The sequence below is a fragment of the Paenibacillus sp. FSL P2-0136 genome (assembly GCF_037975325.1).
GTDB classification, from domain to species: domain Bacteria; phylum Bacillota; class Bacilli; order Paenibacillales; family Paenibacillaceae; genus Paenibacillus_AQ; species Paenibacillus_AQ silagei.
In genome coordinates this window covers 789,812-812,240 of the sequence record NZ_CP150244.1, presented here as the reverse complement: position 1 = coordinate 812,240, position 22,429 = coordinate 789,812, and the positions used below count along the sequence as shown (strand labels likewise).

General features: G+C 53.9%; 20 protein-coding genes. 3 read left to right on the top strand and 17 right to left on the bottom strand.

What is annotated here, in order from left to right:
* Positions 1 to 2 precede the first annotated feature (2 nt).
* The 16 genes from NYE26_RS03375 to NYE26_RS03300 all read right to left on the bottom strand — a co-directional run bounded on the left by NYE26_RS03375 (position 3) and on the right by NYE26_RS03300 (position 18,313).
* The gene (locus NYE26_RS03375; RefSeq protein ID WP_036723418.1) at positions 3 to 1,103 is read right to left on the bottom strand and encodes a glycosyltransferase; all 1,101 of its coding nucleotides are present in this window, start codon (positions 1,101 to 1,103) and stop codon (positions 3 to 5) included.
* A 101-nt stretch (positions 1,104 to 1,204) separates the two neighbouring features.
* Positions 1,205 to 2,344 (bottom strand): glycosyltransferase family 4 protein, encoded by a 1,140-nt coding sequence (locus NYE26_RS03370; protein WP_209879422.1) that lies wholly within the window; start codon positions 2,342 to 2,344, stop codon positions 1,205 to 1,207.
* Complete coding sequence (locus NYE26_RS03365; protein WP_209879419.1) at positions 2,341 to 3,531, bottom strand: glycosyltransferase family 4 protein; 1,191 nt, start codon at positions 3,529 to 3,531, stop codon at positions 2,341 to 2,343. The genes NYE26_RS03370 and NYE26_RS03365 overlap by 4 nt, the downstream gene beginning before the upstream one ends.
* A complete protein-coding gene (locus NYE26_RS03360) occupies positions 3,518 to 4,372 on the bottom strand; it encodes a glycosyltransferase family 2 protein (RefSeq protein ID WP_036693614.1) in 855 nt (284 codons plus the stop codon). Before NYE26_RS03360 ends, NYE26_RS03365 begins: the two co-directional genes overlap by 14 nt.
* A 261-nt stretch (positions 4,373 to 4,633) precedes the next feature.
* Positions 4,634 to 6,013 (bottom strand): oligosaccharide flippase family protein, encoded by a 1,380-nt coding sequence (locus NYE26_RS03355; RefSeq protein ID WP_339253881.1) that lies wholly within the window; start codon positions 6,011 to 6,013, stop codon positions 4,634 to 4,636.
* Positions 5,979 to 7,409 (bottom strand): O-antigen ligase family protein, encoded by a 1,431-nt coding sequence (locus NYE26_RS03350; RefSeq protein WP_155991315.1) that lies wholly within the window; start codon positions 7,407 to 7,409, stop codon positions 5,979 to 5,981. The genes NYE26_RS03355 and NYE26_RS03350 overlap by 35 nt, the downstream gene beginning before the upstream one ends.
* Before the next feature lie 98 nt (positions 7,410 to 7,507).
* Positions 7,508 to 8,287 carry a WecB/TagA/CpsF family glycosyltransferase gene (locus NYE26_RS03345; protein ID WP_339253879.1) on the bottom strand — a complete coding sequence of 260 codons (780 nt, stop codon included), beginning with the start codon at positions 8,285 to 8,287 and terminating at the stop codon, positions 7,508 to 7,510.
* Positions 8,284 to 9,630: an O-antigen ligase family protein gene (locus tag NYE26_RS03340; RefSeq protein ID WP_339253878.1), complete on the bottom strand. Its 1,347-nt coding sequence runs from the start codon at positions 9,628 to 9,630 to the stop codon at positions 8,284 to 8,286. The genes NYE26_RS03345 and NYE26_RS03340 overlap by 4 nt, the downstream gene beginning before the upstream one ends.
* Before the next feature lie 15 nt (positions 9,631 to 9,645).
* Positions 9,646 to 10,581, bottom strand: a complete 936-nt coding sequence (locus tag NYE26_RS03335; protein ID WP_209879411.1) for a glycosyltransferase — start codon at positions 10,579 to 10,581, stop codon at positions 9,646 to 9,648.
* Positions 10,582 to 10,605: 24 nt separating this feature from the next.
* Positions 10,606 to 11,298, bottom strand: coding sequence for a sugar transferase (locus tag NYE26_RS03330; protein ID WP_339253877.1), 693 nt, complete (start codon positions 11,296 to 11,298; stop codon positions 10,606 to 10,608).
* A 79-nt stretch (positions 11,299 to 11,377) separates the two neighbouring features.
* Entirely contained in the window at positions 11,378 to 12,268 is an 891-nt protein-coding gene (gene galU, locus NYE26_RS03325; RefSeq protein ID WP_339253876.1) for a UTP--glucose-1-phosphate uridylyltransferase GalU, read from the bottom strand.
* 46 nt (positions 12,269 to 12,314) lie between these two features.
* Positions 12,315 to 12,956, bottom strand: coding sequence for a CpsD/CapB family tyrosine-protein kinase (locus tag NYE26_RS03320; protein WP_339253874.1), 642 nt, complete (start codon positions 12,954 to 12,956; stop codon positions 12,315 to 12,317).
* Complete coding sequence (locus tag NYE26_RS03315; protein WP_036723433.1) at positions 12,940 to 13,680, bottom strand: Wzz/FepE/Etk N-terminal domain-containing protein; 741 nt, start codon at positions 13,678 to 13,680, stop codon at positions 12,940 to 12,942. The genes NYE26_RS03320 and NYE26_RS03315 overlap by 17 nt, the downstream gene beginning before the upstream one ends.
* Positions 13,681 to 14,513: 833 nt before the next feature.
* Positions 14,514 to 15,149 (bottom strand): response regulator transcription factor, encoded by a 636-nt coding sequence (locus NYE26_RS03310; RefSeq protein ID WP_036693598.1) that lies wholly within the window; start codon positions 15,147 to 15,149, stop codon positions 14,514 to 14,516.
* 23 nt (positions 15,150 to 15,172) lie between these two features.
* Entirely contained in the window at positions 15,173 to 16,618 is a 1,446-nt protein-coding gene (locus NYE26_RS03305; RefSeq protein ID WP_339253871.1) for an ATP-binding protein, read from the bottom strand.
* 840 nt (positions 16,619 to 17,458) lie between these two features.
* Positions 17,459 to 18,313, bottom strand: a complete 855-nt coding sequence (locus tag NYE26_RS03300) for a helix-turn-helix domain-containing protein (protein ID WP_339253869.1) — start codon at positions 18,311 to 18,313, stop codon at positions 17,459 to 17,461.
* Positions 18,314 to 18,397: 84 nt separating this feature from the next.
* Between NYE26_RS03300 and NYE26_RS03295 the strand changes: the two genes are divergently transcribed.
* Positions 18,398 to 20,329, top strand: coding sequence for a family 20 glycosylhydrolase (locus NYE26_RS03295; RefSeq protein ID WP_339253867.1), 1,932 nt, complete (start codon positions 18,398 to 18,400; stop codon positions 20,327 to 20,329).
* 446 nt (positions 20,330 to 20,775) lie between these two features.
* Here NYE26_RS03295 and NYE26_RS03290 read toward each other — a convergent pair whose 3' ends face one another.
* On the bottom strand, positions 20,776 to 20,973 hold the full coding sequence (locus NYE26_RS03290) for a hypothetical protein (RefSeq protein ID WP_339253865.1): 198 nt from the start codon (positions 20,971 to 20,973) through the stop codon (positions 20,776 to 20,778).
* Between the two features lie 175 nt (positions 20,974 to 21,148).
* Here NYE26_RS03290 and NYE26_RS03285 point away from each other — a divergent pair, with 175 nt between their 5' ends.
* Both NYE26_RS03285 and NYE26_RS03280 read left to right on the top strand, forming a co-directional pair.
* A complete protein-coding gene (locus NYE26_RS03285) occupies positions 21,149 to 22,090 on the top strand; it encodes a hypothetical protein (protein WP_339253864.1) in 942 nt (313 codons plus the stop codon).
* A gap of 83 nt (positions 22,091 to 22,173) precedes the next feature.
* The gene (locus NYE26_RS03280; RefSeq protein WP_036693592.1) at positions 22,174 to 22,413 is read left to right on the top strand and encodes an NHLP leader peptide family RiPP precursor; all 240 of its coding nucleotides are present in this window, start codon (positions 22,174 to 22,176) and stop codon (positions 22,411 to 22,413) included.
* Positions 22,414 to 22,429: the final 16 nt, after the last annotated feature.

The window sequence follows — 22,429 nt, the reverse complement described above, 5'->3', positions numbered from 1 at the left end:
TTTCATCCTCCTTTTAGGAAATTGACGTAGGCCTGTTCCACATACTGCTTGAACTGAACCATAAACGCCTGCTCATCGAATTTGCGTGCATGGCCCATAATCTGGTCGATATCCCACGCATAGGACTCCACCTCATCAATGGCCTTAAGCAAATCATCAACTTCCTGATGCTGGAAAAACACGCCGTTAACGTATGGAATAATCGTGTCCAGCGCTCCCCCGGCCTGATAGGCGATGACCGGTCTTCCAGCAGCATTCGCCTCCAGCGGCGTGATGCCGAAATCCTCTTCCCCCGGGAAAACAAACGCCCGGCACTGGGACATCAGCCCTGTGACTTCCTCATCCTCCAGCCGGCCCAGAAACGAAACGTTCCCCTTGGCCATGCCTTCCAGACGCTTCCTGTCCGGTCCGTCCCCGACAATATACAGCTTGAGCCCGTTACGGTTGAACGCCTCCACCGCCAGATCGATCCGCTTGTAGGAGACCAGCCGCGAGACAATCAGATAATAATCGCCGATGCTCGTAGAGCTGGAGAAGCGGGCCGTATTGATGGGCGGGAAAATCACATCGGAATCCCGGTGGTAATAATTCTGAATCCGCGTCTTCACGACTGAGGAGTTGGCGACGAACTGGTTCACATTTTTGGAGGTGCGCTGATCCCAGTTCTTGAGCCGCTGCATATACACCTTGAGCAGTCTTTTGAATAACCCGGAATTCGATTGCCGCTCCATGTATGTGTCATAGTCCCAGGCGAAACGCATCGGCGTATGACAGTAGCACAGATGGAAGGTGGACTCGGGCACCTGGATGCTTTTCATAAAAGCACTGCTGGAGCTAAGAACGATATCATACCCGCTGAAGTCCAAATCGCGGACAGCCATGGGGTAGAGCGGGAGCACCCCTTTGAAGTTACGCTTCACTCCCGGAATCTTCTGCAGCCAGGAGGCCCGGATATCGGCATCTTTGAGGTTATCGGTCAGGCGGCTTCCGTTAAAAACCGTTGTGAAAATCGGAGCTTCCGGGTACATGTGATGGAAAACCTCCACCACCCGTTCCGCCCCGCCCATCTGGATTAAATAATCGTGCGCGATCGCAATTTTCATGTGAATCATCCTCAAAGTTTTATGGAGCAGCATCATTAAGCAGTACACGCATGGCTAGAGACAGATATGATGCAAGCCTTAAGCATTATGGAGCGGGAAGGTCAGGTGACTGCCAGCAGACCTTTGTAGTAAGCGACAATATCCTTGACCGTGTTCTCGATGACAAAATGCTCTTTCACCCGTCTCATTCCATTGTCCGCCATCCGTCTACGCTCTTCGGGATGGTTCAGCATCCAGGTGATGGAGTCTGCAAGTACAGTAGCATCTCCCGGCTGGATCAGCAGTCCTGTCTCACCAGGAACCACGATCTCCACCGGTCCGCCTTCATTGGAGGCAATCACCGGCAGTCCGGCTGCCATGCCTTCGACGATGACCTGGCCGAACGGCTCAGGAGTGATCGACGTATGAATCAGTAAATCCGCTTGGTTCATGAGTCCTTGTATATCATCTACATGACCCAGCAGGCTGACATTGGTGATGTCCCCCTGCTGCATCTGCGCAATTAATTCCTGCTTGTATTCTTCCTCCCCGAACAGAGCGTCACCGGCCAGCCAGAATTTCACGCGGCTGTCCTGCTTGAAGGCCTTGGCCGCTTCCAGCACAATATGCTGGCCTTTCCAGTGGGCGAGCCGCCCGACCAGCAGGACGTTGAAGTCCTTCCGGTCCCGCCGGCCGATCCCTTCACCGATCGCCTTGGCGAAGGCCGAGTAGACGACCAGCGTCTTCTTCGAGCGCGGCAGCTCCAGTGCATTCAGCGTGGAGTGGGAATTGGCAATGACCCCGTTGGGCAGCAGGCGTGACAGCAGCCGGATCGCCTTGGCGACAACCGGCTTCAGATAAGGCGCCCCGATGTGATCCCGGATGTGCCAGATCAGCGGCACACCTGCTTTTTTGGCAGCAACAGCTCCGTAAAAGGCCGATTTCAGGGAATTGGTATGCACGCAATCCACCTTCTCTTCCTTTAGCAGCGGAGCCAGCTTACGGCCATAAGCCAGCAGCTTCATTGCAGCCGCCGGAGCCCCGAGATTCACGGCATTGCGGCCGCGGCTGCGGATGCTCTCATCCAGCGGGATAATGCGGACATCGATGCCCTTCTCCCGCAGACGTTCGGCAAGCGTGCCTTCCTCCGCCAGGATCACCAGCGGCTCAATCTGCTCACCAATGTTGGTGAGGATGTTGAACAAGGCAACCTCGCCCCCGCTCCATTTGGCGGTGTGGTCGATATAAGCGACTTTGATCATCCTACGCTCACACCCTTTCCCAAGGTTTCGAGGAATACAGATTCAATCTTGTCGCCCACATGCTGCCAGGTGTACTTCTCCAGCACATGATTCCGGCATTCGTCCCGGCCCGGCAGCAGCTTGCGGTTGCTCAGCATATGAATCATGCCTTCCGCCATATCCTCACTGGCTGCACTCTTGAACAGCAGCTCAGGCCGGAAGCCCTGGAGGATCTCCTTGTTGCCGCCGACCGGCGTAGCCATCACCGGCAGCCCCGAGGCCAAGGCTTCAACGGTGATCAGGCCGAAGCCTTCCAGTGCCTGGGAAGGAACAACGAACATATCTGCCGCCTGATAATAGGAGGCCAGCTCATGATCGGGAATGTACCCGAGCAGCCGGACCTTGTTGCCCAGCCCGTAATCGGCGATCCGCTCTTCCAGCTCCCCGCGCAGCGGGCCCTTGCCCCCGATCAGCAGAATTGCGTTCGGGAACCGCTCTGCCACCTGCTTCCAGGCTTCCAGCAGTTGCAGCAACCCCATCCGGTTCATCAGCCGGCGGACGGTCAGGACCGTTGTTGCGCCTTCCGGCAGATTCAGCGTCCGGCGGATCGCCAGCCGGTTCGTCGCGGGCGTGAACCGCTCGACATTGGCCGCTCCCGGAATGACAGTAATCTTATGCAGCGGTACACCATGCAGTTCGTGCAGCATGTTACGGAAGTAATCGCTGAGGACGATGAATTTGTCCGCCAGCTTGTAAGCCTTATGTTCTATCGATTTGGCAATCGTTGTTTTGACCTTATGCTTGATACCTTGACCTTCGATCTTCATCTCTTCGTTCCACGGGCCGTGGAAGGTCATGATGACCGGAATCCCCCGCTTCTTCGCTTCAATTGCCGGCCCGATGCCGTAAGGGGCGAAGTGGGTGTAGAGAATATCAATCCGCCCGCTGCCATCCCCCATCAGGGAGGCCGCCTTGCGCTGGAAGGCATCCTTGCGCTTCCAGATCGTCTCCTTCGGATCACCGGCATTGTGAATGATCAGTTCCTTCGGCGTCTCCGGTGTTTCTTGGCTGCAGATCAGGGCATGCACCCGGTTCCGTGAAGAGAGCTGTTCACACACGGATTTGAAATAGGTGTTCAGTCCTCCGGGCTGTAACGAGGGCCAGCTGAGGCCGGTCGTCATAATGTTGAGTCCGTCATTGTACGACATAGCTTCTCTCCCCCTTGTTCTCCTTCTCGGCCTGACCCGCTTCGTTATGCCGGGCCAGCCTGCCTGCGCTGTGCAATTCGTAATGCTTGAAGCCGACCATGAATTCATACATCACCCAGAAGACGGATACCGCGAAGCCCGAGATGCCTTTCTTGAACAGGCCATGCAGGAAATACTTCTGCAGGAACCGAGCCGGCGGACGCAGCAGCAGGTGGCTCAGCTTGAATGGCTTGCCGCTGGCGAATGCACTCTCTGCTTCCAGATCGGTGTATTTGTTGAACCGGGCGACATGATCGTTGATGCTGCGGAAGCCTTGATGCCACAGCGTTCCGTTCAGCTTCACGGTCCGTTCCTCGGACACCTCTGGCATCTCATGCACCAGAGAGTTGCGGATACCGTATTCCTTGCGGTTATACAGCCGCACCAGATACTCGCCTTTATCCAGCCATTTGCCTAGGAAGTCGCCAATCCGGTACAGCGAGAACGCGACCGTAGCATCGGTCAGTCCCGGCTTGCGCTCCAGGATATCCCGGGCCAGCTCCTCGCTGACCACTTCGTCAGTATCAATTAGAAAGACCCAATCATGGATGGCACGTTCCACTCCGAATTCCCTTTGCTTCGCATATCCGGGCCAGGGGTTGACATACACCCGGCATCCGAGGCTCTCGGATAGCCCTACAGTCCCGTCTTTGCTTCCTCCGTCGATTACGACCACCTCATCGGCGAATAACCGGCAGGACTGAATCGCTTTGGATATCCGAACTTCGTCGTCCTGGGCAATGATGACCGCCGAGATCGGGTAGCTGCCCCGGCCGCCAAGCACGCTTGTTACTGAATCCATGATAGGTATCCTCCTTTGCCTGGTAGGGTCCGGCGTGTGTCGTCGCTGCGAGAAAAGTTTGGGCTTCCGGCCGCTGTTGTTCTCTGATTTCCTTGATTGGACCGCTGATAGCGGGTGAAATCAGAGAACAAAGGCGGACGCTAACGCTCCTACAGCTCCAAATTTTCTCTGCGCTTCTCCAAACACCGTCCCTTGGTTTTTTAAGCAGATAAGGGCTCGCCTCGTGTACTCGGCTCGCCAAAACAACTAGTTACTTAACTGCTACACATCCATAGGTTTCTTGCGAATATACGAATTCATCGTCGTCTTCATCCACTGAAGGTCCTGGGCGTTAATGAGCAGCCGCGGAAGCTTAACCTTCAGGTTGTACCTGATATTGAGAATAATGAACAGGAACCGCAGCACAGCCGATGAGAGCATAGCCACCCCGGCTCCGAACAATCCGAACTTCGGCACCAGCAGGAAGAGCAGCGGAATCACGAGGATCAGGCCGACCCCCTGCAGGATGGATACGAACTTCGGCTTGCCCAGCGCCATGAACACCTGAGCCAGAATCAGCGTCCCGCCGCTGATGGTTACTTCCAGCAGCAGCAGGCGGAACACGGTAAGCGCGGTATTGAAATCCTTGCCGTAGAGCAGCGGGATGACAAAGGGCGCTACCAGCATCAGGAACACTGCGCCTAGCAGAGTACAGGTAGTACTGATCCGGAAAGCCTTGAAGGTAAGGGCAACCGCTTCGTCCTTCGACATCTCGGAGGCCTTCGGGAAGAGCACCACCGTGATCGAATTCGCGAAGAAGTTCACCATACGCGACAGGCTTACCGCTACCGCATAGAGCCCCAGATCTGCCGGTCTGAGCAATCCGGCAATGATGATCTGGTCTATGTATACCGAGAATTGTCCAAGCAGGTCGTTTCCGTAGGAGCCCAGACCGTAGGTGAACAATCTTTTGAAATTAAGATAGGAATCCCGGAGCTTGACCTTGTAGGTCCGCAGCAGCAGGATGGTCATCCCGATGAACAGCGGAACCGATGGCACCAGATAGGACAGTGCAGTTGTATAAGGATTCATGTAGCCGGTCAGGATCAGAATCCCGATAGCCCCCAGTGTCAGCAGCGGCACCAGATACCGCATCCAGTTGAAGGTCTTGTAATCCCCTCTGAACTGGAAGGCCGCGTTGTTGATCTGCGACACCACAATCAGCGGGCAGAGAATCATCGACCACTGGGCGAAGACCACTACCTCATGACTGAACGACCCCAGCCAATAAGGCAGCACGAGTATCCCGACTGTCATGGCGATGGTTCCGAATGTCAGGCCGATCAGCAGGGCGATCCGGTACAGCACCCCGGCTTCCTGCGGATTCTTCTTGGCGTTGTAGATCAGCGCCGAGGGAATGCCGAAGCTCATGCTGAAGGCCAGGAACTGCGACCAGTTCACCATCGCTGTCTGCTCCCCCCGGCCGGTCGGACCGAGATAACGGGCGGTCAGTACGCCGGTCAGCATATTGACCAGCAGGATCAGTACGCTGACGAACATCGTTTTGACAGCAGCCGAGCTATTGTCCTTACTCTTCGTGAATCTCCGGAAGGTGGACCATACCCGGTTAGCGGGTAGTGATTTGGCGCTTGACTGCTGCATGCGGTAGTCCCTTCTTTCTGCTTTGATTGAGCTCCTTGGCACTGAGGCCAAGTCCGATCAGCATCCAGATCAGATACCCCTTAAGACCGGGAAAGCCGTTATCCGATATCAGGCTGGCTACAGCTCCCATCCACGCCGCCAGCGCCAGTCTGGCGTAAGGCTGAAGTTCATTCCTGCGGGTGACTCTGGCGCCGATCTCCTTGATGACCGCACCGAGCGCTCCGAAGAAAAACAATGCGCCTAGTACACCGAAGGTCAGCAGCAGCGCGATGAAGCCGTTATCCATATTGCCGTATTCCCCCAGCTCTCCGCCGTTGCCAAGCTTGGTGCCCTGGCCAACACTGCCGATCCCCTGCCCTACCGGATTGCCTGCCACCATGGGCAGCATGTTGGTCCAGAGGCTGAGGCGTTCATTGTAGGAATGATCCTCCTGCACGGAGGTCAGGGTCTCCATCCGGGCCACCAGCCCCTCTGCTCCAGGCAGCTTCGGAACAATCCAGAACAGCGCGGCTGCCACGAATGCGAGCTGGAGCAGCGTCTTCCATTTGCCCTTGGAGGGAGAGGATGCGATGTAGACCAGCAGCATCACCAGCAGGACCAGCCATGCGGACCGGACGAGCGTAGTCAGCAGGCAGACTACTACGAGCAGAACACCGAGCCAGCGCAGGGTACCCTGCCATCTTTTCTCCAGAATCATCGGCACCAGGGCGAAGACCAGGAAGGTTGCAGCCGGACCTGGGGAGTTCAGGGTCGAGAAGACCCGGATCTCCAGCGGATAGGGAGTCCCGATGGAGATCATATCGGCGTTCCGCATCCAGAAGGCGTCCCAGGGAGGAACGGTCAGATACTGCACGATCCCGTAAACGGCAACCAGCACAGCAATGTTGGCAAAAGCGTACAGCAGCCGGTCGATATCCTTCGGCTTAAACGGCGTGACCGCGAAGAAAGGAATCAGCAGCAGCGGTACGATGTAATTCGCCAGATCGTATACCGAGCCGATGCCGTTCTTCGCCAGACCAATCAATGCGCCGTAGGCCAGTGCGATGGAGAACAACAGCATGATTCGGGTGGAGGACTTGCGAATCCGGTGAATTTCCCGCAGCACCGGAATAGCTAAGGTCGCTCCGGTCAGCAGCGGGGCCAGACTGAGTAGAGAGACGGAATGGTACACACCTTCGTACCAGTCTGCAATCCGCCGCAGCTCCGGGGCAACCGCCCAGATCAGCAGAGTGTACGGAATCAGCATCCGTGTATTCAGCAAGGCCAGCAGCAAGGCCGGAAAGAGGATGCCTGCCAGAATGATGCCCTGCAGGCTGTTCGACGCGCTCAGGTTCGCACTGGCGAAGCCGATCGCAAGCGGCAGGGCCAGCGCCGAGGCGCAGATCAAGGTCATCATTACAGCCGACTTCACAGCTTGTGCCGATGGAAGATTCAGACTATTCTCATCTCTGCTTAGCATCTTCATTCCCTGCCTCCCGTCTTTCGCCGCTTTCTTCAATCCGTATCCGTACTGCTGTTCTTCACCTTGCCCCGTTTGCGCAGCTCCTTGAGCAGCAGCACCAGGAACTGGGCATCGTCGACAAGGTATCTTTTCCATAACCGGCCCGGCTCCTGGCTAAGTCTCCATAGCCACTCCATGCCGGTTCGCTGCATGAAATCCGGTGCCCGCTTCACCGATCCGGACAGGAAGTCGAAGGTTGCACCTACGCCGATGGAGACCGGCGCCTGGTAGGAGGTATAGTGACGGTAGATCCACTTCTCCTGCTTCGGTGCGCCTACCCCTACGAACACGATATCGGGCTGGCTCTCGGTCAGCAGCCGGATAATATGCCGGTTCTCTTCTTCGTTGTGTTCGAAGCCGTAGGAAGGAGAGTAACAGCCCACGACGTTAATCCCCGGGAAGGCGGCCTTCAGATTCTTCGTAGCCTGCTCCGCCACACCCTCGGCGGCACCGAGGAAGAACAACCGGTATTGCCTTTGCTCGAACGCATTGCCCAGGCGGCTGAACAGGTCTGCGCCGGACACCTTTTGCTTCAGCGGCTTGCCGAGCATCTTGGACGCCCAGATAATCGGCATCCCGTCCGCGACTACGGCACCTGCTTCGGAGTACACTTCCCGGAACTCTTTATCCTTGCGCAGCTTGATCACATGGTCGACGTTACAGGTCAGGATGTAGGATTGGTTCCTCTCCTGAATGGTTCTGTCGATATAATCCAGCAGATCCATGAAATCATAGTTATCGAAATTGACATCGAACATGTTCACTTGGTTCATCGTATCACTTCTTTTTGTGGGGAATCGGCCAGCTGTGAAGATCGATACAGGCAGTTCAGGTACCAACAGAACGGAATGATGAATTGGACCGTCGACAGCGTGTTATCCGTGAAAGAATAGATCAGAAATGCTGCAATAAAGAGAGAATAATAAGGTTTGACCGCCGGCAAAAGAACTCTGTATACCATAAGAAACACAGCGAGCAAGGACAGCAGCAGCAGGATGGCACCAACGTATCCCCCATCGTAATAAAAGCGGATATATTCGTTATGCGGAACCACGAACCCTCCGTAGAGCGTTCCGTCATTCGCCACCGTTACGGCTCCAAGCCCCCGTCCTGCCAACGGCGAATCCGCCGCCTTGTTCAGGAAGTACTCCCAGGCCTCCGCCCGCCCCGACAGGTCAATTCCCGTCTCAGTCGTCCGTTCGAAGGAGCGCTTCTTGATGTTGTCCAGCTGCATGTATACTGCCGAGGTGATGACCAGCAGTGAACACAGCAGCGGGATCAGAAATCTCTTCTTCCCCTTCAGAAAAGCACGGGAGATATCATAGAAGTAATAGAGCACCATCAGCACCAGGGCGAGAATCGGCCCCCGCGTGCCTGTAATCACCAGAATCAAGAAATTCAGCCCCAGCATGATGTAATTGAACCGGGTATACTGCGGACTGCGCTTGATCTCGATGAACGCGATCGCTACTCCCATGAAGGCCAGCATCGCCAGGTGAGGCGGTATGTTCGCCCCCTGCACCCGAACCGCGCCTGTGAACTCAACGGCTACCAGTGAATGTATATTCGCAGCCTGGAGCACCACGCCCAGCAGCATGCTGACCAACGGCAGCAGGGTAATGATCCGAATCTGCTTCTCGGCGACCTCCTTCTTCCAGTTGATCAGCAAAAGCACGAAGGGCAGAGACAGTCCGATGAAGGCTTTGACCGCAATCGATGTGCTCATCTCCGGCAGCCAGATGGAGAAGCTGAAGGTGAGCAGAATCAGGGCCAGCATCGCCCATAAGGGAGGACTGAGCTTGAACCTGAGGCCATTGACCAGGATACACGGCACCAGCAGCATCAGAATAACCAGCTTGTAGAGCGACAGGATCTCAATACCGAACATACTTCCGCTGTACAAGAAGTTAATCGAGACCGCCGTGGTCAGCAGAACGAAATAGCTGATCAGTTCAGGGCGTGATAGGGAGGCAACCAGCAGCAAAATGAAGAATACGGCTGCTACTGCGATGACCGGCTGGAAGATGACAGCTGTTCCCAGGAACAGTGCTGTTACGAGATAGAGCATTCCGTATGGCAGACTATTGATTTTGGAGCCCCATTCAAAATGGGTCATCGCGCGTACCTCCCCTCACCCCGCTGCGGATTCCCTCTTCCGGTTAAGAATCATATGAAGAGTTCCGCGAATACTCTCCAGCCGGCATTTATTCAGCAGCTTCCTTCCCTTACTGCGGGATAGAACGGAATCTGCCAGGATGTAGATGACTTTGGCGCCTGTCTTGCCCAGGAGCAGCAGATGCCCTTTCATTCCTTCACTCTTCATAGCGTTCGATATGCCTTGGCTGTAATACCGCTTCATGATCCAGTCCTCCGTCAGCCGGTTCGCCGGAACGAAATGATCCACGGCCATCTCGGGATGATAGAGAATGGAATGCCCTTCCTGCTGCAGCTGGCTGAACAGCCAAGTCTCTTCACCCGATAGCAGCGAATCGCCCTTGCGGCCCAGCTCCAGCGGGAACAGGCTGATATCGAATACCGGCTTGCGCATCGCCATATTGGCACCGCAAGGGTGAAGCCGCTTCGGATACTCTTTAATCCGGCTCCCCAGATCGACAATCGTATAAGGAAGCTCGAACGGCTTGATCAGCCAATCCGGGCGCTTGCTCTCGAAGATCGGAGCAATCCTGCCGCCCATAGCCATCACCTCCGGCTTATCCGCAAAGGTGTTCACAATGGTTGTAATCCAGGTCCGGCAGGGGATCGCATCATCATCCAGGAAAGCGATGAGCTGCGATTTGGAAGCCAGAATTCCTGTGTTCCGGGCTGCTGACAGCCCTTGAACCGGCTCCAGCAGATAACGGATATCCATATCCGCACCATAGGTTTCGATGAACCCCTTAATGGCGGCCGCCGTATCATCCGTGGACTGGTTATCCACGACGATGATCTCGGCCTGGTGCAAATTCTCCAGCGGCAGCAGTGAATGAAGAGTCTTCACCAGCAGCGCCGACCGGTTATAGGTGCATATGATAATGGAAATCTCAGGTCCATCTCCGTGTACGAACATCGGCATCACCTAATTCCCATATTTTTAATAAGCATTTTTGGAACCTAGCAGCATCAGGCCAGTCTTGACAATAATCTTCAGATCCAGCATCGTGCTGCGCATGTGGATATACGTGAGGTCCAGCTGAACCATCTCGTCGAAGCCGACGCTGTTTCTGGCATTTACCTGCCAGTAGCCGGTGCAGCCGGGGGTTACCATCAGCCGCTGCTTGTCGTATTCCGTGTACTGCTCCACCTCTTCAACGAGCGGAGGACGGGGACCCACCAGACTCATATGCCCCATCAGCACGTTCCAGAGCTGCGGCAGTTCATCAATACTGGTCTTGCGCATGAATTTTCCAATCCGTGTAATACGGGGATCATTCTTGATCTTGAACATCGCGCCGCTTACTTCGTTATAGGCCATGAGACTCTCCTTCAGCTCCTCGGCATTAGCGACCATGGATCTGAACTTGTACATGGGGAACAGCTTCTCGTCCTTGCCGACCCGCATTTGGCGGAAGAACACCTTGCCCTTCGGATCTTCCAGCTTAATCAGGACAGCCACCACTGCGAAGAGCGGGAGCAGGAACAGCAGCCCCAGGGCAGAGAACAAGATGTCGATGATCCGCTTCATGACCAGATAGGACTCCATTCCCTTGCTTTCTTCACCCGAATGCAGCATGTAAAGTTTCGGCAGGACGGCCTCATAGTCTTCCGGCAGTTTTTGCATGCTCATCTCTCCTCATTTCTCGTTAAGGTTTATGCAGCCTTACTTCTTGACTCCGGCTTGTGTCGCCCGCTTTCGGGGAACCGTCTCAGCCGCTGACCGAGGTCTGTCCCGCTTTTTTTAACCATTCTGCCATAGCATCCATGACCTGATAACGCAGATCCTCGCTCTCTAAGGCAAATTCCAGTGTCGTCAAAATGTAACCGAGCCGTTCACCGACATCATATCTGGTACCGTCGAAGTTATAAGCATAGACACGTTCGCTTTGGTTCAGCTTCTGAATGGCATCCGTCAGCTGGATCTCACCGCCCGCACCCTTCTCCTGAAGATCGAGATACTTGAAGATCTTAGGGGTAAAGACATAGCGGCCCATGATCGCCAGATTGGAAGGCGCCGTGCCAAGTGCCGGCTTCTCCACGAAGTTGTTCACCCGGTAGAGCTTCCCGTCTTGCAGATCCGGCTCGATAATCCCGTAGCGGTTCGTGAATTCATCCGGGATAACCTGTACCCCAATCACCGAGTTCTGGGTCTCCTCATACTGGTCGATCAGCTGCTTCAGGCAAGGGACCTGTCCGGTTACAATATCATCGCCGAGCATAACGCCGAATGGCTCATCGCCGATGAACCGTCTGGCACACCATACGGCATGGCCGAGACCCTTGGGTTCCTTTTGCCGGATGTAGTGAATTTCCACCTTGGAGGACCGCTGTACCTCTTTGAGCAGCTCCAGCTTACCGTCCTCCAGCAGCCGGGATTCAAGCTCAAAGGCGTTGTCGAAATGATCCTCGATCGCCCGCTTTCCCTTACCGGTAACAATGATGATGTCTTCAATCCCGGAGGCAATGGCCTCCTCCACGATATACTGGATCGTCGGTTTGTTGATAATAGGCAGCATTTCCTTGGGCATTGCCTTGGTCGCCGGAAGGAAACGTGTGCCTAACCCGGCCGCCGGGATAATTACCTTTTTTACCTTTTTCATCACACATACCTCCCAATAGTTTCGTTCACATTGCCGCTTCGGTGTTCTACTTGGTCTGGTTCATTGCTATTCCGAGAATCCTTACACCTGTCTGTTCCATGAGACCCTTCAGCTTGCGGAGCGCTTCGCGCTTCGTCCGGCCGTGTCTGGCGACAATGACCACCCCGTCCGAGAGCGGGGCCAGAATCCGTGCATCGCTGTAATCGACCGCCTGCGGCGAATCCAGCAGAATCAGATCGAAGCTTGCCTTCAGCTCTGTAAGCAGCCCGGCCATCTTCTCGCTGCCGAGCAGATCCGGCGGACTGACTGTACTCAATCCGGCAGGGATTACCGCCAGATTCGCCAAGCTGCCGTATACCAGAACGTCCTTCGCTTCCTCGTAGCCGCTTAAGTAAGCTGCCAGCCCCTGGCTGCCTTCCACATCGAACACGCTATGCAGGCCGGGCTTCCGCAGGTTGCAATCCACCACCGCTACCTTCTTGCCATCCTGTACGAAGGATACGGCCAGATTGGAGAGAATCGTGGTCTTGCCTTCGCCGCTCTCCGCTGAAGTGAAGAGTAGCACCTGTCCGCCTGGCCCCTTCAGCAAGCCGAGCTGGCGGATATACGTGCGCAGCGAGCGGAAGGATTCGGAGACATGCGATGACGGGTTTATGTCCGCGATTAGACTTCTATTCAGCCGTAACATATTTGCCCTCCCCTACTCTTGCCTTGTCATTGTCCGCACTGCCGAAATCGCGTTTGCGGATGGCTGGAATACTGGCAATGACCGGAAGGCCAAGCTCAAATTCCGCTTCCTTCTCGTTTCTCAGCGTACCGTTCAGCGTCTCCATCAGCAGGATAATCCCGACCGCTGCCATCAGTGACACCACGAAGCTGATCAGAATATTCATGGTCACCCCGCCGTTGACCGGCAGAGGCTGGGCTGCAGGATCAGCCGGAGTCAGGAATGTTACATTATCCAGGTTCATCAGTGCCGGCAGGCTGCGGATGAAGGTCTGCGAAACCGCGTTTACAATCGTAGCTGCAGTGCCGTAATCCTTATCCTCCACGGTCAGATTAATCACCTGGCTTTTCTCCGAGGATTTGATCTGCAGCTTGGCAGCCAGTTGGCCCGCTGTCAGACCGAACTCGGGATGCTCCGCAATCACACTTTTCATAATGGTTGGCGACTTCATGATTTCCTTATAGCTCTCGATGAGGTTAAGACTGAAGTTAAGTGCGTTGAGATTATTGCTCTCGGGGACATTCACAACGTTGTTGACCAGTAGCTGTCCAGAGGCGGAGTAGACGGGTGCAACGAAGTTTTTACTGACGTAGAAGGTGGTGGCGCAGGAGATCAGTACAAATACCATGATTAACCATAATTTTTTCTTTATCAGGTTAATGTAATCCAGAATCGTCTTTTCCACAGTAACCCTCCTTCCGCTTATGTTCGTTTTGAAAGCAATCATGAAAGTTTCAGATGTCTTGCTTTTATTCTAACAACGCGCAGGATTTATCACATGCCCCCTAGCATCACTTTACACTTCACTTTCGAGTACCCCCGTTTGGTCCGCCAGAGGGGGTGGATGGTATACTTTAGTACCATATCCATGGAAAATACTAACACCCCCGGTGACACAACATCACCTAACCGGGGGGGGGAAGGCTGCTGGTGCACCTTGGGGCCAGCATTCCGCTGCAGCACAATGTATGCTGTTTTTCGCATACATTCGGGCCGGGGCCTGCTTGCGAGCACAATGTATGCTGTTTTTCGCATACATTTGGGCCGTGTGCCTGCTTGCGAGCACAATGTATGCTGTTTTTCGCATACATTCGGGCCGTGGGCCTGCTTGCGAGCATAATGTATGCTGTTTTTCACATACATTCGGGCCGTGGGCCCGCTTGCGAGCTAATGTATGCTGTTTTCCGCATACATTCGGGCCGTGGGCATGCTTGCGAGCATAATGTATGCTGTTTTTCACATACATTCGGCCCAGTGACCTCACAGCCGCCCATTGTATGCTGTTTTTCGCATACATTCGGGCCGTGGGCCTGCTTGCGAGCATAATGTATGCTGTTTTTCACATACATTCGGCCCGTAGGCCTGCTTGCGAGTACAATGTATGCTGTTTTTCACATACATCCGGCCATTCGGCCGCACCGGTAATCTTCACCCTCCGGCTCTTTGATCTCCCTGAACGCAAAAAAACACGGACAACGTGGTCCGTGCTCCGTCCCCGATCATTCACAGGGATGATTATTAATCGTATGACATCTCATATTTGGTAAGCCCGACAGCATTGGCGTATAAGGCCGCCTGCGTCCGGTCCGCCACCTGCAGCTTCGCCAGAATCTGGCTGACATGCTTCTTGACGGTGAATTCGCTGATGAACAGGCGTGAAGCAATCTCGCGGTTGCAGGCCCCCTGTCCCAGCTCAATCAGAACTTCCTTCTCTTTGGGTGTAAGCTCATCGGTCGGACTGCTGCCGCTCATGCGCATCTTATCTTCCATCAGCCCGGGATCGTAATACTTCCTGCCCTTGTGGACCAGTTGAATGGCAAACAGCAATTCCTCCGGCAGAGCTTCCTTCAGTACATAACCGTCTACCAGCACTTCCTCCGCCTTCAGGAAATCTTCCCGGCTGGCTGAGGATGTTAGCAGGATGAACTTGCATGAGAATCCGCGCACGCGGGCTTCCTTGATAATATCCAGGCCCGATTCATCGGCAAGCTTCAGATCAATCAGCACAAGATCAGGCTGTATCTCCTCAATCACGAGAAGAGCTTCTTGGCCATTCGTTGCTTCGCCGGCAAACTGCAGATTGGACTGCATCGATATCACAGATGCCAATCCTCTTCTCACCAAAGGGTGATCATCAACAATGACGATTTTCACTTGAACGACCTCCTGCCTAAAGTTTATGCATTTTTCAGTTCAGCCACACCGACAGGTATAGAGATTAAAATTCTGGTTCCAGCGTTCTCACTGCTGGTTAACTGGAAATCGCCTCCAAGGGACTGTGCCAGATATTGCATATTCTTCATTCCCAGTCCGCCTGAGTGCTCATCAGGTTCGTTCCAGCTTAGATCTGCATCGAAACCGACGCCATCGTCGATAATCGATAGTCTAATCCATTTCGGCTTAAGCGACAGTTCTACATCCACCCGGCTGGCAGCACCATGTCTTATGGCGTTGCCGGTCGCTTCGGAGATAATCCGGAAGAGTGCCTTGTGGTAAGGATAAGGGAGACTGAAATCATCCCCCGTTATTTTCAGTTCAATCTCAACATCATTAAGCCGGGAGAGGCTTTTCAGATGCGAGCGCACCATCCCAAGCCAGCTCGGGCCGCCGCTCTTCTTGGAGCTGAGGCTGTAGATGGTAATCCGCAGCTCCTTGGCTACCTTGGTGGCTGAATCATGGATAAGCTCAATCTGCTCCTCCAGCTCCCGCTCAGACATTTTGCGCCAGGTCTGCTTCAGGGAGTGGGTCGCATAGACGATGCCGAAAAGACTCTGGGAGACACTGTCGTGCATCTCATCGGCTATCCGGTTCTGCTCGTTCGTGATGATCAGCCGGTTCTCGATCACGCCCAACTCGTGGCGCTCAAGAATAATCGCACTCAGCTCCGACAGGAACATCAGTTGCTGGATGTACCACCGGCGGCCCTCCAGCCCTTCCGAGGCTTCCAGCTTCACGCCAATCATTCCGACGAACCGGGTGCTCATTCTTACCGGCATCAGCAGGAAGTCGCCGATCCCCGGCATACTCTTGAATACCGGTTCACGCTGCAGCCTCCATTCATGCTCATGCTTCTCAAGCTCCATGAACAGAAAGCGCTCCTCCTCATGCTGCCATCCCGTCTGGCGGCTCTGCGGAGCAGGCTCACCGCTTTTTTTGGCGAACCAGAACAGGGCCTTTTCCAGCTTGGTAAGCTTGACCACATAGTCGGTAATGACTTGGCCAATATTCATGAAGTCATGCTGGCTTGATGTTTCCACGATGTGATAAAGCGATTTGATATGCTCCATGGTATCGTTGGTCCGCGCGTTCGCTTCCTCCCGCTGCCGCTTTATCCCCTTAACCATCTGCATAACTATAACCGCGAGAGCCAGGGCTAGAAACAGGTTACCATTGGCAAGCATAATTTCAGCAATCGTAAGACCCGGAGAACCGGCATCCATGTAGCCCGATACCGCCACCATGGCAATATAACCCAGGATCAGACTCCAGGCACAATACAAAGAGAGCGCACCCGCCGCAAACAGCACCGGATTCAGTACATATAGCTTAAAAGGACTATCGTATCCTCCAGTAAATAACATCAACACCGCAATGAGTGCCGTCTCCATACTGACCATCAGCATTAGAGTACGGGATTTTGCATGGAACCTCCGGTAATAATACGGGAATAGTTGGGCAAATAAGAATAGCACAATGATTAGTAGGGATTTGTATATTACGGAAGGCCCCGCAGGAACCATGAGGTACATAAACGATGTGAGGGACAAAGAAAAGATTCTGAAAAAGGCGATCGTACGGTCTTCGACTGTTAATTTAATGTTCATCCCACCACCCTATTCTCCAGTTTGTGGAAAATTCGAGTTTATTCTAAGCTATGTTTAAAAGCATCATACATGAGAAAAATCACAATAACAAGTTTCGATTTCTAATGATAGCGTTTACTTTGAAAATAAAATGGGTATAATTATTCTTTTTTCATGAAAAATTAACCAACTATATCCAGCCCCTCAAATGATAGCGTATGCAAAATTATCCAGTCCGGCTCCGGGCATGACAAAGAGCCTCTCCCTCCAGGGACAGGCTCTTCAAAAGAGAAGTCTTCGGTTATCCGGTGAGTACACCCGGCACAGTCTATTCAGTCACCGCCGTCACAGCTTGCTCCCGCTTGGCATTATTACATATACAAATTTGATAGCGCTGTTCGCCAACGATATGATACCCGGTGGACAAAATACGCAAGGTATGATTAGGTCCTACCACCCTATGGAGACTGCGGCAACTGATGCAGTAATACTCTCTCAATAGTCTCATCTCCGGCATAGTCTAGAAGAACTATTCTAGAACTGCTAATATTATCTAGAGCATAGCACTGTTTTTTTCTGCGTGTCAACAAAAATCTGCAAAAAACGACATTATTCAGAGACTCTTTTAAGATAAAAAGTAGAATTATGTCGTTTATTATGTCACAGATGATTCCGGCAGGTCTGCGGGGAGAGGCCCATATATTTCTTGAATAGCCTTGAAAAATAAAAACTATCCCTATAATGAAGCATTCCCGCTATCTCCTGCACCTGCAGGGAGGTATTCAGCAGCAAATGCTTGGCCTCGGCCATCTTCAGCCGGTGGATATATTCATGCAGCGGGTACCCGCTGCTCCGCCGCACCGTGCGGCGGAGTGTAGACATGGACAGGTGCAGGCGCTCGGCCATCCCCGGCAGATCCGGCTGCTCATAGATGCAGGCATTCAGCGCCTCCCGGATCAGCGGCATGGCTTCCTGCTGCCACGGGCGGCGGCTGCCCTGGAGCTGCAGCGAGCATTCCAGCAGCATCTCCTCCAGCAGCAGCGCAGCCCGGTCCGCATCACCAGGAACATCTCCGGCCATGTACGCCAGAACCTTTTCAAAGGACGCTTCCAGCCCTTCCGCCTTATCCCCCCGGGTTACCTCTCCACCCGCAATCATTCCGGCTTCCAGCCATTCTGTGACACGGCTTCCGCTGAAATTAATATAATATTCATCCCAATACCCGCCTGGGGGCGGTCCGAAGCTGTAGCTATAACCGGGTCTGAAAAAAAACAGGCTTCCCTCATGGACCTGCTGCTCTGGTCCTCCGTTCTCCGTATAAGTTCCGCCTCCTGCGACTATATATACAAGTGCCCAGTGTTCAAAGCTGACACCCGAACGAAACAGCGTTCTTCCCGGCAGATGGCCGGCTTGCCCGACACGGATCGACTTCAGGCGCAGCCTGGCGGCCTCCACCTTCGGATCAATAATTCTTACTGGATACGGGCTGATCATATAATCCATGAGCTTGGGCATACACTGCATTCCTCCATGTGTTCAGGAGTGATATGTTGATAATGAAGATGATCATATTCTACATGAATAAGAGGTGTCCACGCTATGTCTGATGTTGTTCACTTACAGCTTTTTCCCCGGCCGCATATGCTCACGGTATCCGCAGGACAGTTCCACCTTCCATCCCGGGGCAGCATTGTGCTGACCGGTGAGGACCAGTTGTCCGCCCTTCCCGCAGCCCGCAGGCTTCAACAGACCGCTTCCGAGGTGGTCCGTCTCAGTCTGCCTCTGTCCATAGGGCAGCGGTCTGCCACAGTTCCGGCTTGCACCTTCCGCTATAACGCACAGCTTACAGAAGGAGCTTATGAGCTGCACATTAACGAAGAAGGCCTAATTGCCGCTTACGGTTCCCCGCAAGGCGCTTATTATGCAGCCGTGACACTGAAGCAGCTCCTGCAGCAGTACGGCCGGACACTGCCTTATCTGCATATCCGCGATCAGCCGGATTTCGCGGCCAGAGGGCTCATGCTTGATATCAGCCGCAACAAAATCCCCACGCTGGATACCCTGTACCGGATCATTGATCTCATGGCGGACCTCAAGCTGAATCAGCTGCAGCTATATATAGAAGGAGCTCCGTTTGCTTATGAGTCTTTCCAGCAGGTATGGGAGCTGGAAACTCCGGTTACCGGCGATGAAATCCTGCTGCTGGATGCCTACTGCCGCGAGCGGTACATTGAGCTGGTGCCTAATCAAAACAGCTTCGGCCATATGGAAGGCTGGCTGACCCGGCCGGAGTTCAACCATCTGGCAGAGATCCCCGCAGGCTTCATGCTCCCGGATCAGATGTATGATAGCGATTTATACCCGGAAGGATTATTTATGCATCCCGGAACCTTCCATACAGAGGACCCTGAGGTATTGCAGCTCCTGGGCACGATGTACGATGACCTCCTTCCCTACTTCAGCTCAGAGATGTTCAATGTCGGCTGTGATGAGACTTATGAACTGGGACTTGGCGCAAGCCAGGCGCTGGCGGAGTCTTCCGGCAAAGGCGAGCTGTATCTCTCCTTCCTGCAGAAGATTCACGGACTGGTCAAACAGCGCGGCAAAACCATGCAATTCTGGGGCGATATCATCATCCAGCATCCCGAGCTGATCCCACGGCTGCCGAAGGATATCATCGCCATGGAGTGGGGATACAGCGCGGCTCATCCTTTTGAAGCGGATACCCGCAAATTCAGGGAGGCAGGCATCCCGTTCTATGTCTGCCCGGGAACCAGTTCCTGGAACTCGCTCACCGGCAGGACCGACAACATGCTCGCCAATCTGCGCAGCGCTGCGGTGCATGGGAAGAGAAACGGCGCTGTCGGCTACCTGATTACCGACTGGGGAGATTTCGGCCACTGGCAGCATCTGCCGGTCAGCTATGCCGGATTCGCCTACGGGGCAGCGCTTGCCTGGAATGTAGAGGGGAATCTGGAGGCGGATGTGGCGCATTATCTGAACACGGCGGTCTTCCAAGACCGCTCAGGAACCATCGGGCAATTGCTGCTGGATCTGGGCAACTACTACAAGCTGGAGTCGGGCACGGTCTGCCCGAATGACACGGAGATGTCTATGCTGCTGCGCAGCCATCTGGAGCATGTACAGCTGGCTGTGAAGCTGCCTGTAGAACAGCTTGATCAGCTGGAGCAATACATTCTTGCCCTTGAAGCCAGGCTTGAGCAGCCCGTTCTGGAATGCAGCGACGCCGGATTGGTCATAGAAGAACTGCGCAGCGGCATTCACTTCGTGAAGCATGCCGTGCAGCTTACCCGGCTTAAGCAGCAGCTCGCCGCCGCCGATTCGCAGCCCCAGGCAGCGCAGGTACAGGCGCTGATCCATGATCTGGATCTGCTGCTCCACCAGTACCGCCAGCTCTGGACCCGGCGCAACCGGCCGGGCGGCCTGGAGCGCAGTGTCTCGAAGCTGGTCCGCCTGCGCGGGGAATATACCGCACTTGCCGCCAAGCTGGATGCAGAGGCAGTTAGGTAGATTACACTACGGAAGAACACACTACAAGTGGAAACGGCTTTGCCATCCTTTTAAAGGACGGTACCGTTTCAGCGAGAAATAGAAGGATAATTTATTGTGTGTAACATATAAATTCTTATATTTGAACGTACAATAGAAACCTCTCCTTTGAAATGGTTGTGCAGAAGCTCCATTTCCCAAAGGGAGGTTTTTTTGTGATATAGAAAGATTTTGAAAGAATGTTTTTCCGCATACATTCGGGCCACACGCCTCCGTCAGGCTCAATATGGTCGGTTTTTCGATTACATTCAGCCTACGCGCTGCCCCCGGTCCCATTATGGTCGGTTTTTCGATTACATTTGGCCTACGTGCTGCCCCCGGGTCCCATTGTGGTCGGTTTTTCGATTACATTTGGCTTACGTGCTGACCCCGGTTCCATTATGGTCGGTTTTTCGATTACATTTGGCCTACGTGCTGCCCCCGGGTCCCATTGTGATCGGTTTTTCGATTACATTTGCTCCACGCGACTCCGTCACGCCCAATGTGGTCGGTTTTTCGATTACATTCAGCCTACGCGCTGCCCCCGGTCCCATTGTGTTCGGTTTTTCGATTACATTTGGCCTACGCGCCGCCCCCGGTCCCATTGTGGTCGGTTTAATACGCATACATTAGCCTCCAACCGGTGAAATCAGGTACACTCCTGCTCCTCCCGGCGATCCTGCGCCGCACAGCAACAAAATTTGGATTGAAATAGGTCATTCGCAGGATTATAATGTGATCATATAACCACTTTTTACCTAATATTTTAAATAAAATACATAATTGACAGGAGATATACCTATGGATTGGCTTCATGCTTATGAGGACGAGCTCCGTGTGGTCTTTGAGGAGAGCCGCAGGGTGATCTCTGCGTTTCCAGAGCCGCTTAATGCCCGCGGCCTGTCGTATCTCAATCAGTTCAACGTGTTCCACCCGGACAGCCACAAGAATTACATCTGTTACCTGCTGCCCTTCTGGCTCCAGGACCCTTGTGGCCTGAGTCCTGAAGTGGCCCGCAGGATGTCCGCAGGTAACATCTTCCTCATGCTCTACTTCTTCCTCCAGGATGATCTGATGGACAGCCCGGAGGCCTCGGCAGCGGAAGCGCTGCCACTTGCCAATCTGCTCTATGTCGAGTTTCTGGCTACCTACCTTCCGCTGTTCCCGGCGGACTCTCCCTTCTGGCCCTGCTTCAGCCGTTACATCAGCGAGTGGGCAGACAGCGTGAGCGGTGAAGCCGGCAGCGATTACTTCCTGAATGACCGCATCCGTATCTCCCATAAGGCCAGCCCGCTTAAGCTCAGCAGCACGGCCGCGCTGCTCCTCTCCGGCCAGTCCTCCTCCATTCCCGAGGCCGAAGAGATGATTCACACTGTGCTGTTGACCCTGCAGCTGCTTGACGACTATGAAGATTGGGAACAGGATCTGGAGGACAGCAGCTATAACTGCCTGTTGTCACTGGTACGCTCCAGTACCGGGATGGCCGCAGGAGAACCACTGACCGAATCAGCAGTGAAGGACTTCATCTATGTAGCAGGCGGACTTACCGGATATGCTGCGACTGCCCAAGCCAACCAACTCATCCTGGAGGAGGCCAGCTTACAGCTGCCCTTGCTGGTGTCCTTCCATCTCGTGCTCGTGCAGAACCTGCAGCAAATCGCCGCAGCCATTGAAGCGCAGAAGCAATTGCTGCTGGGCGGGGGGCTGGATTACTGGCTGTCTTCGCACTCGAATCTCTCATAATTTATGCAAATAGCAATAGAATTATATAATGGCCTATGCTATACTAAAAAGGCAATTATAACCATTTTGAAAGGGTGATTGTATTGTCAGTAGGAGTTCTTAAGAATCAGGTGATTCAGAAGGCGTGGGAAGATCCGGCTTTCAAACAAAGACTGCTTGCAGATCCGAAGGCAGCGCTCCAGGAAGCGCTGGGCATCAACCTTCCTGACAACATTACACTGAAGACCGTAGAGGAAGGCTCTAATGAATTCTACCTGGTCATTCCCCCAAGCCCTTCTTCCGATGTAATGAAGACACGTATCACCCCAATGGGAACCTGGTAGCATATTCAAGTCAACC

What these genes read in the sequence shown, in the direction of transcription:
- NYE26_RS03305 (WP_339253871.1), bottom strand. Translation starts at nt 16,618, where the DNA reads ATGCTGATGGTCAGTATGGAGACGGCACTCATTGCGGTGTTGATGTTA.
- NYE26_RS03300 (WP_339253869.1), bottom strand. Translation starts at nt 18,313, where the DNA reads ATGCCCAAGCTCATGGATTATATGATCAGCCCGTATCCAGTAAGAATT.
- NYE26_RS03360 (WP_036693614.1), bottom strand. Translation starts at nt 4,372, where the DNA reads ATGGATTCAGTAACAAGCGTGCTTGGCGGCCGGGGCAGCTACCCGATC.
- NYE26_RS03285 (WP_339253864.1), top strand. Translation starts at nt 21,149, where the DNA reads ATGGATTGGCTTCATGCTTATGAGGACGAGCTCCGTGTGGTCTTTGAG.
- NYE26_RS03320 (WP_339253874.1), bottom strand. Translation starts at nt 12,956, where the DNA reads ATGTTACGGCTGAATAGAAGTCTAATCGCGGACATAAACCCGTCATCG.
- NYE26_RS03335 (WP_209879411.1), bottom strand. Translation starts at nt 10,581, where the DNA reads ATGTTCGTACACGGAGATGGACCTGAGATTTCCATTATCATATGCACC.
- NYE26_RS03330 (WP_339253877.1), bottom strand. Translation starts at nt 11,298, where the DNA reads ATGAGCATGCAAAAACTGCCGGAAGACTATGAGGCCGTCCTGCCGAAA.
- galU (WP_339253876.1), bottom strand. Translation starts at nt 12,268, where the DNA reads ATGAAAAAGGTAAAAAAGGTAATTATCCCGGCGGCCGGGTTAGGCACA.
- NYE26_RS03375 (WP_036723418.1), bottom strand. Translation starts at nt 1,103, where the DNA reads ATGAAAATTGCGATCGCGCACGATTATTTAATCCAGATGGGCGGGGCG.
- NYE26_RS03290 (WP_339253865.1), bottom strand. Translation starts at nt 20,973, where the DNA reads ATGCGTATTAAACCGACCACAATGGGACCGGGGGCGGCGCGTAGGCCA.
- NYE26_RS03355 (WP_339253881.1), bottom strand. Translation starts at nt 6,013, where the DNA reads ATGCAGCAGTCAAGCGCCAAATCACTACCCGCTAACCGGGTATGGTCC.
- NYE26_RS03340 (WP_339253878.1), bottom strand. Translation starts at nt 9,630, where the DNA reads ATGACCCATTTTGAATGGGGCTCCAAAATCAATAGTCTGCCATACGGA.
- NYE26_RS03350 (WP_155991315.1), bottom strand. Translation starts at nt 7,409, where the DNA reads ATGATGACCTTGATCTGCGCCTCGGCGCTGGCCCTGCCGCTTGCGATC.
- NYE26_RS03345 (WP_339253879.1), bottom strand. Translation starts at nt 8,287, where the DNA reads ATGAACCAAGTGAACATGTTCGATGTCAATTTCGATAACTATGATTTC.
- NYE26_RS03370 (WP_209879422.1), bottom strand. Translation starts at nt 2,344, where the DNA reads ATGATCAAAGTCGCTTATATCGACCACACCGCCAAATGGAGCGGGGGC.
- NYE26_RS03365 (WP_209879419.1), bottom strand. Translation starts at nt 3,531, where the DNA reads ATGTCGTACAATGACGGACTCAACATTATGACGACCGGCCTCAGCTGG.
- NYE26_RS03295 (WP_339253867.1), top strand. Translation starts at nt 18,398, where the DNA reads ATGTCTGATGTTGTTCACTTACAGCTTTTTCCCCGGCCGCATATGCTC.